The organism is Streptomyces sp. 4N124 (assembly GCF_052245395.1).
Classification (GTDB): Bacteria; Actinomycetota; Actinomycetes; order Streptomycetales; family Streptomycetaceae; genus Streptomyces.
Genome location: NZ_JBQQBS010000001.1, coordinates 378,923 through 392,773 on the forward strand (window position 1 = coordinate 378,923; position 13,851 = coordinate 392,773).

The following is a 13,851-nucleotide window of genomic DNA, read 5'->3' on the forward strand; positions in this document are numbered from 1 at the left end:
AGGGGCCGGGCGTTGAGACAGGGGGTTGCGGGTGCGAGTGGGACTGCTGACCCGGGAGTACCCCCCGGACGTGTACGGCGGCGCGGGTGTCCATGTGGAGTTCCTCGCACGGGAGTTGCGCGACCTCGTCGACCTGGACGTGCACTGCTGGGGCGAGGGCCGCGCGGAGGGCGTGCTGCGGCACCGCCCCTGGTCCGGCCTCGACACCGCCAACGACGCGCTGCGCACCTTCTCCGTCGACCTCGCCATGACCGCCGCCCTCGAGGGCCGCGAACTCGTCCACTCCCACACCTGGTACGCCAACCTCGCCGGCCACCTCGGCAAGCTCCTGTATGGCATCCCGCATGTGATGACCGCCCACTCCCTGGAGCCGCTGCGCCCCTGGAAGGCCGAGCAACTCGGCGGCGGATACGCCCTGTCGAGCTGGGCCGAGCGCACCGCGATCGAGGCCGCCGACGCGGTGATCGCCGTATCCGGAGCCATGCGCGAGGACATCCTCGGCTGCTATTCCACGCTGGATCCGGCGAAGGTCCACGTCGTCCACAACGGCATCGACACCACCCTCTACCGCCCCGACCACGGCACCGAGGCCCTCACACGCATCGGCCTCGACCCCGACCGCCCGTATGTGCTGTTCGTCGGCCGTATCACCCGCCAGAAGGGCGTGCCCCATCTGCTGCGGGCGATCCGGCACATCGACCCGGCCGCGCAGGTCGTGCTGTGCGCGGGCGCCCCCGACACCCCGGAGATCGACCGGGAGTTCCGCGACCTGTTCCAGGAGCTCAGCAGCGTGCGGGAGGGCGTGCACTGGATCCCGCAGATGCTGCCGCGCGCCGACGTGATCCAACTCCTCACCCACGCGGCCGTGTTCGTCTGCCCCTCGGTGTACGAACCCCTCGGCATCGTCAACCTTGAGGCGATGGCCTGCGGAACTCCCGTCGTGGCCTCCAGGGTCGGCGGCATTCCGGAGGTCGTGGAGGACGGCAAGACCGGCGTACTGGTCTCCGTGGACGACGACTTCGAGACGGGGCTGGCGCAGGCGCTGGACTCGGTCCTCGGCGACCCGGAGGGGGCGCGGCGGATGGGCGAGGCCGGACGGGAGCGGGCGGTGGGGGAGTTCGGTTGGGACGCCGTCGCCCGCCGGACGGTTCAGCTCTACCGGGAGATCCTCAAACAGGCTTAGTGTCCCCTGATCAAGGGCACATCATGGTCAACCAGGGTGAGGGGAGCGGCCATGCGGCGTGGCGGACCTTCGGTGCTCGGCATCGTACTGGCGGGCGGAGAAGGCAAGCGGCTGATGCCTCTGACCGCGGACCGCGCCAAACCCGCGGTCACCTTCGGCGGCACATACCGCCTCGTCGACTTCGTCCTGTCCAACCTCGTCAACGGTGACATCCTGCGCATCTGCGTCCTGACGCAGTACAAGTCGCACTCGCTGGACCGGCACATCACCACCACCTGGCGCATGTCCAGCCTGCTCGGCAACTACGTCACCCCGGTCCCGGCGCAGCAGCGGCTCGGCCCGCGCTGGTTCCTGGGCAGCGCGGACGCGATCCTCCAGTCGCTGAACCTCATCTACGACGAACGTCCCGAGTACGTGGCCGTGTTCGGCGCCGACCACGTGTACCGCATGGACCCGCGCCAGATGCTGGCCCAGCACATCGAGAACGGCGCGGGCGTGACGGTGGCCGGGATACGCGTCCCGCGCAGCGAGTCGTCGTCCTTCGGCGTGATCAGCTCCGGCTCCGACGGCCGTACCGTGGAGCAGTTCCTGGAGAAGCCCGCCGACCCACCGGGCCTGCCCGACGACCCCGAGTCCGTCTTCGCCTCGATGGGCAACTACATCTTCACCACCAAGGCCCTCATAGAGGCGCTCCAGCGTGACTCCGAGGACCGCAACTCCGTGCACGACATGGGCGGTTCGATCCTGCCGCAGCTCACCGACCGCGGCGAGGCCCAGCTGTACGACTTCAGCGACAACCACGTCCCCGGCGAGACCACCCGCGACCAGGGCTACTGGCGCGACGTCGGCACGCTCGACGCCTACTACGACGCCCACATGGACCTCATCGCCGAGCGCCCCGCCTTCAACCTCTACAACCGCCAGTGGCCCATCTACACCCACTCCGGCCAGCTCTCCCCGGCCCGCTTCAACGCGGGCGGCATCGCGGGGGAGTCCATCATCAGCGCCGGTTGCCTGATCCGCGGGCAGGTCACGCGGTCCGTGCTGTCGCCGGGTGTCGTGGTCGACCCGGGAGCGGTCGTCCAGGGCTCGGTGCTGCACGACAACGTCCACATAGGCCGGGGCGCGGTCGTCCGCGGCGCGGTGCTGGACAAGAACGTCGAGGTGCCGCCGGGCGCGACGATCGGCGTCAACCCGGACCGGGACGCGGAGCTGTACACGGTGTCCAAGGGCGGGGTGATCGCGCTGGGGAAGGGACAGTTGGTGCCGTAGACCGCGGATTCGGTGGAACGGTCCCGGGCGAGCAGGCGTTCGCCCGGGACCGTTGTCATGTCCCTGGACAGGGAAGCGGAAGCCGTGTTGTCATGCCAACTGCCGTTGATTGCAACGATGTAAATCGCAAGAGCCGCCACACGTCCTCAACAAGGAGGATCCGTGCGACACCTCAGATCCCGCTTCGTGTTACTGCTCGCCGCAGCCCTCGCCTTCGCGGGGCTCACCGCCCCGTCGCCCGCCACCGCGGCGGCCGACGACCCGGTCGAGGTCCAGGGCCTGAAGGGCGAGTACTACACCCACTCCGCCCCGGGCACCTTCGACTTCCACGAACTGAAGGCCACCGGCTTCGACCAGAACCTCGACTTCGACAACCTGGAGCCGCGCCTGCGCTTCGCCACCGGTCAGGACAACGATGTCAGTGTCCGCTGGACCGGAAAGATCGTGCCGGAGAAGACCGGCCCCACCACCTTCTCGATCATCGGTGACAACGGCTTCCGGCTCTGGATCGACGGAAAGCCGGTCATCGACCACTGGGTGGACGACTGGGACCGCGAACAGACCGCCGAGCCCGTCGAACTGACGGCAGGGCAGGCCTACGACTTCAAGCTGGAGTACTTCGAGCACTACGGCGGCTCCAACCTCCACCTCCGCTGGACCCCGCCCGGCGGCAGCAAGGCCGCCGTCCCGCAGTCGGCCTTCCGGCTCCCCGACGGCTACGACTACGACGGCGCCATCGCCACCACCGTCCTCAAGGACGGCCGTACGCTCAAACTCGACTTCGCACACGAGCTGTCCGCGCCCCCGGCCTCCGTCACCGACCACATCGAGGCGGTGATCGGCGGCGCCAAGTGGCCCCTGACCACGGCCCGGTTGGACCCGTCCAACCCCAAGTCCCTGCTCGTGGGCCTCAAGGAACCGGTCGTCGGCAACAAGACCGGCACCGCACGCGGCACCGCGGAGGTCCGCTACGACGGCCAGGGCGGACTCACCGCCGACGGCGAGGAGATCGGCTCGTTCTGGAGCAGCGGCCCCAACCGCTCGACGTACGAACTGCGCACCCCCTGGGCCAAGGAGGTCGGCCCGGACAACGCCCTCCCCGAGTACCCGCGCCCGCAGCTGACCCGCGACGCCTGGCGCAACCTCAACGGCCGCTGGCAGTTCGCGGCGGCCGAGGCCGGGGAGCGGCCGCCCGTCGGCAAGAACCTCGCCGAGCGTATCCTCGTCCCGTACCCCGTGGAGTCCCAGCTCTCCGGCATCCAGCGGCACGAGGACCGCATGTGGTACCGCCGCACGTTTACGGTCCCGGCGGACTGGAGCATTGGCTCCGGCCAGCGGCTGCAGCTCAACTTCGGTGCCGTCGACTGGCAGTCCGAGGTGTACGTCAACGGCAAGAAGGTCGCCGCACACAAGGGCGGCTACGACAAGTTCAGCGCCGACATCACCGACGCGCTCAAGCCCGGCCGCACCCAGGAGCTGATCGTCGGCGTCTACGACCCGACCGACGCGGCCGACGGTGAGAACCCGCCCATCGGCAAGCAGCGACTGGACCCCAGCGGCATCTGGTACACGCCGAGTTCGGGCATCTGGCAGACGGTGTGGATGGAGCCGGTCGCCCGCGACCACGTCGACTCGCTCAAGGTCACGCCGGACGTGCCGAACAGCCGCGTCACCGTCGAGGCGAAGGGCGTCCGTGACGGCGTACCGATCACGGCGACGGCGTACGACGGCAAGCGGAAGGTCGCCACGGCGCGCGGCCGGACCGGGCAGCCGCTGACGCTGACCATCGACGACCCGCATCTGTGGTCGCCGGACGACCCGTTCCTCTACGACCTGAAAGTGAGCGTCGGCTCGGACCGCGTCGGCAGCTACTTCGGGATGCGTTCCATCGCCGTGGAGAAGATCAATGGCGTCCCGCGCACGATCCTCAACGGTGAGCCGATCTTCCTGATGGCCACCCTCGACCAGGGCTTCTGGCCCGACGGCCTGCACACCGCACCGACCGACGACGCCCTCGCCTACGACCTGAAGGTGCACAAGCAGCTCGGCTTCAACTCGGTGCGCAAGCACATCAAGGTCGAGCCGGACCGCTGGTTCTACTGGGCCGACAAGCTGGGCCTGATGGTCTGGCAGGACATGCCGGCGATGACCGCCGGGGTGACCCCGAACGCCGCCTCGCGCGCCGAGTACGAGCGCGAGATGAAGGAGATGATCGACGAGCACATCAGCAGCCCGTCGATCGTCATGTGGGTGACCTTCAACGAGGGCTGGGGCCAGTACGACATCGGCCGCATCGCCGAGCAGGCCAAGGCCTGGGACCCGACCCGGCTGGTCAACGGCCAGTCCGGACTGAACCTCGGGGCCGATGGAGGCACCGGCGACATCATGGACGAGCACGGCTATCCCAGCCCTGCCCTGCCACCCCAGCCGGACGGTGAACGCGCCCTGGTCAGCGGCGAGTACGGCGGCCTCGGCCTCGCGGTCCCCGGACACGCCTGGTCCGTGCAGCAGTCGTACGTCGATGTCGACCCGGCGACCTACACCGACGACTACCTCACCAAGCTCGACGAGGTGCGCGCCCTGGCCTGCCGGGGCGGCAACGGCGCCGTCTACACCCAGATCGCCGATGTCGAGGGCGAGCTCAACGGCCTGCTGACCTACGACCGCAAGGTCCTCAAGCCGGACGTGGCCCGCGTGAAGGCCGCGCACGAGGCGCTGATCCGTGACATCTCCCGGCCGGTGCCGGCCGGTTGCCCGTAACCCCTTGGAGGACTCGCAGGATGAGATGGACCCGGCACCTGCGCCTGTGGCTGGCCGGGGCGGTGGCAGCGTCCGCGCTGTGCACCGTCCCGGCCGCCCGGGCCGCCGAGCCGCACGACGGGCACCTCACCGATCTGGTCAACCCGTTCATCGGCACCGAGAACGAAGGCAACACCTACCCCGGCGCCGCCGTGCCGTTCGGCATGGTGCAGCTCTCGCCCGACACCGGCCACAACACCGGCTACGACTACTCTCATGACCGCATCCGCGGCTTCTCCCTGGTCCACCTGTCGGGTGTCGGCTGCGGTCTCGGCGGCGATCTGCCCGTGCTGCCGACGACGGGTGACGTCGCACAGACGGACTACGCGGCCTACGCCGCCGGGTTCAGCCACGAAGACGAGAAGGCGAGCCCCGGCTACTACAAGGTCGGGCTGTCGTCCGGCATCGACGCCGAACTCACCGCGACCGAGCGCACCGGCGTGCAGCGCTACACCTTCCCGGCCACCGGCAAGGCCAACGTCCTGCTCAACGCGGGCCAGTCGCTGCACAAGACGGTCTCCACGAAGGTCGAGATCCTCGACAGCCGTACCGTGCGCACCGCCATCACCGGCAGCGGCTTCTGCCAGGACACCGAGCCGTACACCGTCTACACGATCACCCGCTTCGACCGGCCCTTCACGGCGTACGGCACCTGGGACGGCAGCGCGGTGACCGCGGGCTCGAAGGCCGGACGGGACGGCGCGTACGTCCGCTTCGACACGACGCGGGACCGCACGGTCGAGGCCACCACCGCGCTGTCGTACGTCGACGCACGCGGCGCGGCGGTCAACCTCAGGGCCGAGGGCGGGCGTTCGTTCGACTCCGTGCGTGGCCGAGCCCAGCAGGCATGGGAGGACCGCCTGGACGACGTACGCGTCCAAGGCGGCGGCGACACGCTGCGCCGTACCTTCTACTCCTCGCTGTACCGGTCGTTCCTCGCACCCAACATCGGCAGCGACGCCGACGGCCGCTACACCGGCTGGGACCAGAAGATCCACCGCGCGAAGGGCTTCACGTACTACCAGAACTGGTCCCTGTGGGACACCTACCGCACCCAGTCGCAGCTCCTCTCGCTGCTGGCGCCGCGCGAGGCCCGGGACATGGCGATCTCGGTGATCAAGATCGACGAGGAGAGCGGCTGGCTGCCCAAATGGGGCTACGGCACGGTCGAGACGAACATCATGACCGGCGACCCGGTGACGCCGTTCCTGACCAACGCGTATCAGCAGGGGCTGCTTCACGGGTATGAGGAGCGGGCCTACCGGGCGCTGAAGAAGAACGCCGACGGGGTGCCGCCGGCGGACTCGCCCGCGGTGGGGCGGGAGGCCAACGAGGAGTACCTCGCCGAGGGCTTCGCGCCCTATATCAAGGGCCGTCCGCATGTGAAGCCCGGAGACTCGGACTACGACCACGGGGCCTCGGCCACGCTGGAGTACGCCCTGTCGGACGCGATGCTCGCGCAGATGGCAAGAGAACTGGGCCACTCGGCGGACGCCGCGCGCTATGCCGCCCGCGCCCAGAGCTACCGGAACATCTTCGACTCCTCGACCGGCTTCTTCCGGGCCCGTGACGCGTCCGGCGCCTTCACCGGCCCCGCCGACCCGGCGCAGAGCGAGGGCTTCCACGAGGGCACGTCCTGGCAGTACCAGTGGCTCGTACCGCAGGACCTGCCGGGCATGGTCGACCTGATCGGCGGAACGCGGGCCACCAACGACCGGCTCGACTCCTTCTTCGCCTACGAGCAGCTCCTGGCGGACCCGGCGAAGACCGCGCGCGAGGTGTGGGTGAACGGGCCCTACGACTACTACAACGCCGACAAGTACAACCCGCAGAACGAACCCGACCTCATCGCCCCGTACACCTACCTGTCCACCGGTCAGCCGTGGAAGACCACCGACGTGGTGCACGCCGCGCTGACCCTGTTCACCGACACGCCGACCGGCATGACCGGCAACGACGACCTCGGGACGATGTCCGCCTGGAACGTGCTGTCGTCGATCGGGATCTTCCCGGTCCAGCCCGGCTACGACACCTGGGGCCTGTCCACGCCCGTCTTCGACCGCGTCGACCTCACCCTGGACCGCCGCTACTACCCGAGGGGCGGGCTCACGATCACGGCGCCCGGCACCTCGGACACCGACCGCTACACCCAGTCGGCCCGGACGGACGGGTCGGCCTACGAGCGGACGTATCTGACCACCGCCACTCTGAGGTCTCTTCGGTCGCTCGATTTCACGGTCGGCTCGCGCCCGTCTGAGTGGGGAACGTCGGCGGAGGCGGCGCCACCCGCACTGAAATAACCCCAGACGCCTCATGAGTCCCGCCCCTTTCACGAGGGGCGGGACTTAATCTCTTGTTAACTGTGCGTAGCTTGATCGTACTTGACCGTAATCGGTCGAGGGAGGTTGACTGCTGGCTCACCCTTCGTCGACGCGAGGCAAGCCATTGACTTCTGACCTGCTCGCACCTCTCGACCTGGCGTTCTGGAACATCGAGTCCGACCGGAACCCCATGCACCTGGGCGCGCTCGGCGTCTTCGCCGCGAACTCGCCCACCGCCGGTGCCCACGCGGCCGATCTGCTCGCCGCCCGGGCCGCCGCCGTGCCCGGACTGCGGATGCGGATCCGGGACGTCTGGCAGCCGCTGACGTTCCCGCCGACGTTCACGTCCGCCTTCGGTGGCGCCGCCCGTGTGCCCGCCGCCGACTTCGACCCGCTGGACCACATCCGGCTGCATGCCCCGACCGCGGACTTCCACGAGATGGCGGGGCGGCTCATGGAGCGCCCGCTGGACCGCGCCCGCCCACCGTGGGAGGCGCATGTGCTGCCCGGGGAGGACGGCGTCTCGTTCGCCGTGCTGTTCAAGTTCCACCACGCGCTGGCCGACGGGCTGCGGGCACTGACGCTCGCCGCAGCGGTCCTGGACCCGATCGACCTGCCCGAGCGCCGGCCTCGCCCCGAACCGCCGAGGCGCGGCCTGCTCCCGGACGTGCGCAAGCTGCCGGGGCTGGTGCGGGGCGCCCTGTCCGACGTGGGCCGGGCCCTCGACATCGGCGCCTCCGTCGCCCTGTCCAACCTGGGCGTGAGCTCCTCGCCCGCGCTCACCACCGAGCCCAGCGGCACCCGCAGCACCGCCGGTGCCGTCATCGACATCGACGATGTGCACATCGTCCGCAAGGCCGTCGGCGGAACCGTCAACGACGTGCTGATCGCCGTCGTCGCGGGCGCGCTGCGCCGCTGGCTCGACGAGCGCGGCGACGGCAGCGAGGGCGTCGCGCCGCGCGCCCTGATCCCCGTCTCCAAACGCCGCCCGCGCACCGCCCACCCCCAGGGCAACCGGCTCTCCGGCTACCTGATGAGGCTCCCCGTCGGCGACCCCGACCCGCTCGGCCGGCTCGGTACGGTCCGCGCGGCCATGGACCGCAAGAAGGACGCCGGACCGGGCCGGGGCGCCGGTGCCGTCGCGCTGCTCGCCGACCACGTCCCGGCGCTCGCCCACCGGCTCGGCGGACCCTTGGTCAGCCAGGGCGCGCGCCTCTGGTTCGACATCCTCGTCACCAGCGTCCCCCTGCCCGGCCTCGGCCTGAAGCTCGGCGGACACGCCCTCACGGAGGTCTACCCCTTCGCCCCCCTGGCCCGCGGCCAGTCCCTCGCCGTCGCGATCTCGACGTACCGCGGCCGCGTCCACTACGGCCTGGTCGCCGACGCGGAGGCCGTCCCGGACCTGGACCGCCTCGCCGCCGCCCTCTCCGAGGAGGTGGAGGCATTGATCACGGCTTGCGCGCCGTGAGCGGTGGGGTGGGGTTCACGGCTTGGGTGCTTGGCCGTGGCGGGTGTGGTCGCTGCGCGCGGTGCGTGATTGTGGTCGGTGTGGTCGCTGCGCGCGGTGCGTGGCCGGCGCGGGTGCGATCGCGCCTGGGGGCCGTGACCACCGTAGGTGCGGGTGCTGCCTGCGGTGCGTGACTGTCGTGGATGCAGTCGCTGCGTGCGAGCTGTGGCTGGCGTGGGTGTGATCGGTGCTTGCGGGCCGTGTCACCGTGGGTGTGGATGCTGCCTGCGGTGGGTGGCTGTCGTGGGTGTCGTCGCTCCGCGCGGTTCGTGACCAGCCGGGAGCTTTGCGCCTGCGGGCCGTGGCTCTGACGGACGTGACGGGCCCCTGTGGTCCCCCCCGCAGGGGCGTGTGGACCTCTTCGGTTCGATCACCGTCCGCCGTCCATGATCACCGCAGGTTTGGCGTGTGGCCCGGTGCTCCGTAAAATTCCTCGTTCGAAAGCGGACTCGACCGGAGCGCCGCGCGGTGGATCAGGAAACGGCAGCGGCGATGACGGTGACAGAGGACGGCTCGGCGACCACGGACGAGGTCGTGTACGGGCCCGGCATCGACCCTGAGCGGCTGGCCGTCTGCCTCAGCGTGCTCGAGGAACTCGACAAGCTGGAGGTCGACCACCCCGACGCGATCGCGGTGCGCCGGGCCACGGCCGGCGTCTACCGCACGGTCAAGCAGCGCCGCCGTCAGGAGCGCCGGGCCGCGAAGACCGCGCACGACAAGGCGGTCACGGAGGCCACGGCGACCGGCTCCGCCGAGCGCATCGACGACGAGACCGAGGGCCTGCTGCCCTCCTCGCGCACCGAGGAGGGCAGGATCGCGGGGATACTCCAGCGCCCGCGCTCCTGCTACACCTGCAAGACCCGGTACGTCGAGGTCGACTACTTCTACCACCAGCTCTGCCAGCAGTGCGCCGCCCTCAACCGGGCCCACCGCGACTCCCGCGCCGACCTCACCGGCAGGCGCGCCCTGCTCACCGGAGGCCGGGCCAAGATCGGCATGTACATCGCGCTGCGGCTGCTGCGGGACGGCGCGCACACCACGATCACCACGCGGTTCCCGAAGGACGCCATCCGCCGCTTCAAGGCGATGGACGACTCGGCGGACTGGATCCACCGGCTGGAGGTCGTCGGCATCGACCTGCGCGACCCCGCCCAGGCCGTGGCCCTGGCCGACCAGATCGCCGAGCAGGGTCCGCTGGACATCCTGATCAACAACGCGACGCAGACGGTACGCCGCCTGCCTGCCCTCCGCGTACGCCGCGCTGGTCGAGGGCGAGAGCGCCCCGCTGCCCGCCGGTGAACTGCCCGCCCACCACGTCATCGGCGCCTTCAACTCCGGCGCCGTCGACGGCCTCGCCGCACTCCCCGTCGGCGTCACCGGCCTCGACGCGCAGAAGGTGGCCGATCTCGCCCTGGTCGCCGGCAACGCCAGCGTGGAGCGGCACCGCGACGGCACCGCCATCGACGCGGGCGGCCTGGTCCCCGATGTCGTCGACTCCAACACGTGGGTCCAGTCCATCGAGCAGATCTCCCCGGTGGAACTGCTCGAGACGCAGCTGTGCAACTACACCGCGCCGTTCATCCTGATCAGCAAGTTGCGGTCGGTGATGGCCGAGGCCGCGCGCAAGGCGCCCAGCAAGCGCGCGTACGTCGTCAACGTCTCGGCGATGGAGGGCGTGTTCGGCCGCGGCTACAAGGGCGCGGGCCACCCGAACACCAACGCCGCCAAGGCGGCCATGAACATGGTGACGCGGACCAGCGCCCAGGAGATGTTCCAGACCGACGGCATCCTGATGACCTCCGTCGACACCGGCTGGATCACCGACGAGCGCCCGCACTACGACAAGCTGCGCCTCGCCGACGCCGGCTTCCACGCACCCCTCGACCTGATCGACGGCGCGGCCCGCGTCTACCACCCGATCGTCAGCGGCGAACAGGGCGAGGACCTGTACGGCGTCTTCCTGAAGGACTACGCGCCGGGCAAGTGGTGAGGCCCGGGGGGTGGGGAAGGGGCCGTCAGTCGACGGCCCCGAGCCGCGAGTTGCGGGCGGCCACCAGCTCCAGCACCGTGCGCCAGTCCTCCAGCACCCCGGCGTCGAACCCGGCGCTGCGGCCCTCCTCCTCGGCCTGACGCAGGCTGACCAGGTCGTCGTCCACGGGGGTGCCGAGCCGGGAGTGGCGGCGTATCAGGCGGGCGACCCGTTCACCGAGCAGGCCCCGCACCGCGTCGGCCGTACGGTCGTCGTGCCCGGCCGTGTCACCGGGCCACAGCAGCCGGCCGATGGGCTGCACCAGGCCCGCGACTTGGAGCTCCTTGTCGGCGGGACGGCTGCGGCGCAGCAACGCGGCGGTCCGCAGGGCGTGATCGTGCAGATCGACGCGGTCGCCGGGGCGCTGCCTGCTGTCCCACGTGCCCCTGCACGCGTTCAGTAGATCCATCAGCTCCTCGACGCTGCGCAGCTCCATGCGTCAGTCCTCCCGCGAGACAGCCGTTGTCTGACGGCAGCAGATCATGGCGAGCTTTCGGCTCAGCCAACGGGACTTGAACTGCGCGACGACCGATACGGCTGTCTCGAATACGTCGTCGCCGATGTAGGCCGAACGGGTGATGTTCGCATAGGGCATCTCATAACAAAGCGGCGGATTTCATGACCCACCGAACACGGGCGACTTGTGATGGTTACCCCAAGTTTTCAGCCCCATCGAGCGGACCCCCGCTCATTTGGGTACTCTGGAGGGGACGGACAGCAGCACGGGGTCCTACCCAACACCCAGAGTCCGTCCCGGGGACGAGCCGGATATCACAGCCTGCTCCCACCTGAGTTACCGGCGCCACCGCGTCCGAACAGTTCTCGACCCAGACCCGAGCGGGCGTCAGGCGCTCAGCAGCAGAGTGGCCGGTATGCCCCGAGGGTGACCCGACACATAAGGAGTGCGCGGTGACACCGGAGAAGACGAATCGCGAACAGCGCCCCAAGGAACGCACGGAGCGCGCGGGCCGACGGCCCGGGGAGATCGGCAGCCTCGACGTGTGGGCCCGTTCGGCCCCCATCCGCCTGGCCGGCTACGAGGACGACCTCGCCGAGCCCCACATCCTGCCCAGCGTCGACTGACGCCCTCAGTCAGGCCCCTTCGCGATCGCAGCCGCAGGGGCGTGTGAACGCCCCTGCGGACCAGAGCAGCCGCGGCCGACGACCGGCCGCGGTTTCGGCTTTGCAGGACCTTGGGTGGGCTGAGCCGGTCGGGCGAAGTCCGCTGCGGTTCGGCAGCGCCCTAAGGGGCGCGGGGCACTGCGCGACCAGCCACAATGGCGCCGCAGACGACCGACGGCCCATCGCAGCACTTCCAGGAGGACTTAGTCCAGCGGTGCCGTCCGCTGCCACGGACGCAGTTTCTCCACCTGTTCCGCCAGTTCCAGCAGCACCGCCTCCGACCCCGGCCGCCCCGCGAGTTGTACGGCGCAGGGGGCGCCCGAGGGCAGTGAGCCGAACGGGACGGCCAGTGCGGGCCAGCCGGTCAGGTTCCACGGCGGAGTCAGCGGCGAGTAGTTGGTGTCGGCGAGCACATTGCGCAGCCAGCCCCGCTCGTGCCAGGCCACGGCCTTGGGGGAGCGGCGGGCCAGCGCCGGAGTGAGCACCACGTCGTGCTCGGCGAAGAACGGCTCCAGCCTCCTGCGCAACTGCTCCCTGCTGTCCCCGGAGGTGACCCGGCCCACGAAGCGCCGCCCCACGGCGGCGTGCACCCGAGTGCGCCGGGTCAGCAGACGCGGGTCGTAGTCCCTGGCGTCCACTGCCGTGCCCGCCGTCCAGTGCGCGAGCGAGGTGAAGCTCAGTGACAGCGGATACGGCGGATCGGCGCGCCGGATCTGATGCCCCGCCTTGGCCAGCACCCCGGCCGCCTCCCGGGTCGCCTCCGCATACGGCTTGCTGATGGTGACGCCGGCGAGCGGGCTGCGCAGGGACACGGCGACCTTGCGCGAGGCCGGCTCGTGCGGTCGTACGGCATCGGTGTCGGCGAGGACCGACAGCATCAGGCGGGCGTCCTCGACGGTCGTCGCCAGCGGGCCGTTCTCGGACATGCCGAACCAGTCGCCCTCGCCGATCCCCGCGGGCACGACGCCGTGGCCCGGCTTGATGGTGACGAGGCCGCAGTTGGCCGCCGGGATACGCAGCGAGCCCATGCCGTCGTTGCCGAGGGCGATCGGCACCAGCCCCGCGGCGACCGCCGCCGCGCTGCCGCCCGAGGAGCCGCCCGCCGAGCGGGAGGTGTCCCACGGGTTGCGGGCCATGCCGTGGACGCCCTCGCTGGTACCGAAGACACACAGCTCCGGCACATTCGTCAGACCCACCACCACCGCGCCCGCCGCCCGCAGCCGGGCCACGGTGACATGGTCGTGCTCGGCGAGGGTGTCCGAGGTCGCGGCCGAGCCGATGCGGTTCGACTCGCCCCGCACGGCGAGGTTGTCCTTCACGGCCACCGGCACACCGGCGAGCGGCAGTTCGGCCAGATCCCCGCGCGCCGCCACCTCGTCGGCCTCGGCGAGCGCCGCCTGAGCGCGGACCACACGGAACGCCCCGACGCGGCCGTCGAGCCGCTCGATCCGGGCCAGGTGCTCGGCCACCACCTCCCGGGGTGTGGCCCGCTTCTCCCGTACGGCGGCGGCGATCTCGACGGCGGTCCGGCCGGTCCAGTTGGTCACGTGCGCTCCTTCACAGTGCGTCTACCGGCGAGTATGTAGGGAGAACTGTGCCCGGGACCGCGCGGCACGTC

At 70.4% G+C, this 13,851-nt stretch carries 9 protein-coding genes and 1 pseudogene; 7 read left to right on the top strand and 3 right to left on the bottom strand.

Annotated elements, in window-relative coordinates; genetic code table 11:
- The first annotated feature begins 31 nt into the window (after positions 1–31).
- The 6 genes and pseudogenes from glgA to ACTWQO_RS01730 all read left to right on the top strand — a co-directional run bounded on the left by glgA (position 32) and on the right by ACTWQO_RS01730 (position 11,072).
- Entirely contained in the window at positions 32–1,183 is a 1,152-nt protein-coding gene (glgA, locus tag ACTWQO_RS01705) for a glycogen synthase (RefSeq protein ID WP_443235373.1), read from the top strand.
- A 51-nt stretch (positions 1,184–1,234) separates the two neighbouring features.
- Positions 1,235–2,455, top strand: coding sequence for a glucose-1-phosphate adenylyltransferase (gene glgC / locus ACTWQO_RS01710; RefSeq protein ID WP_443235374.1), 1,221 nt, complete (start codon positions 1,235–1,237; stop codon positions 2,453–2,455).
- A 162-nt stretch (positions 2,456–2,617) separates the two neighbouring features.
- Positions 2,618–5,215: a PA14 domain-containing protein gene (locus ACTWQO_RS01715; protein ID WP_443235375.1), complete on the top strand. Its 2,598-nt coding sequence runs from the start codon at positions 2,618–2,620 to the stop codon at positions 5,213–5,215.
- A gap of 20 nt (positions 5,216–5,235) precedes the next feature.
- Positions 5,236–7,554: a GH92 family glycosyl hydrolase gene (locus ACTWQO_RS01720; RefSeq protein ID WP_443235376.1), complete on the top strand. Its 2,319-nt coding sequence runs from the start codon at positions 5,236–5,238 to the stop codon at positions 7,552–7,554.
- A gap of 145 nt (positions 7,555–7,699) precedes the next feature.
- Positions 7,700–9,043, top strand: a complete 1,344-nt coding sequence (locus ACTWQO_RS01725; RefSeq protein ID WP_443235377.1) for a wax ester/triacylglycerol synthase family O-acyltransferase — start codon at positions 7,700–7,702, stop codon at positions 9,041–9,043.
- Positions 9,044–9,574: 531 nt separating this feature from the next.
- Positions 9,575–11,072, top strand: a pseudogene (locus tag ACTWQO_RS01730) (SDR family NAD(P)-dependent oxidoreductase).
- A 25-nt stretch (positions 11,073–11,097) separates the two neighbouring features.
- Here the strand turns inward: ACTWQO_RS01730 and ACTWQO_RS01735 are convergent.
- Positions 11,098–11,547: a hypothetical protein gene (locus tag ACTWQO_RS01735; protein ID WP_443235378.1), complete on the bottom strand. Its 450-nt coding sequence runs from the start codon at positions 11,545–11,547 to the stop codon at positions 11,098–11,100.
- Between the two features lie 3 nt (positions 11,548–11,550).
- Complete coding sequence (locus ACTWQO_RS01740) at positions 11,551–11,706, bottom strand: hypothetical protein (protein WP_443235379.1); 156 nt, start codon at positions 11,704–11,706, stop codon at positions 11,551–11,553.
- Between the two features lie 314 nt (positions 11,707–12,020).
- Here ACTWQO_RS01740 and ACTWQO_RS01745 point away from each other — a divergent pair, with 314 nt between their 5' ends.
- Positions 12,021–12,194 (top strand): hypothetical protein, encoded by a 174-nt coding sequence (locus ACTWQO_RS01745; protein WP_107082809.1) that lies wholly within the window; start codon positions 12,021–12,023, stop codon positions 12,192–12,194.
- 242 nt (positions 12,195–12,436) lie between these two features.
- On the opposite strand, the gene ACTWQO_RS01750 is transcribed toward ACTWQO_RS01745, so the two are convergent.
- On the bottom strand, positions 12,437–13,780 hold the full coding sequence (locus ACTWQO_RS01750) for an amidase (protein ID WP_443235380.1): 1,344 nt from the start codon (positions 13,778–13,780) through the stop codon (positions 12,437–12,439).
- Positions 13,781–13,851 lie beyond the last annotated feature (71 nt).

What these genes read in the sequence shown, in the direction of transcription:
- glgC (WP_443235374.1), top strand. Translation starts at nt 1,235, where the DNA reads ATGCGGCGTGGCGGACCTTCGGTGCTCGGCATCGTACTGGCGGGCGGA.
- ACTWQO_RS01720 (WP_443235376.1), top strand. Translation starts at nt 5,236, where the DNA reads ATGAGATGGACCCGGCACCTGCGCCTGTGGCTGGCCGGGGCGGTGGCA.
- ACTWQO_RS01735 (WP_443235378.1), bottom strand. Translation starts at nt 11,547, where the DNA reads ATGGAGCTGCGCAGCGTCGAGGAGCTGATGGATCTACTGAACGCGTGC.
- ACTWQO_RS01740 (WP_443235379.1), bottom strand. Translation starts at nt 11,706, where the DNA reads ATGCCCTATGCGAACATCACCCGTTCGGCCTACATCGGCGACGACGTA.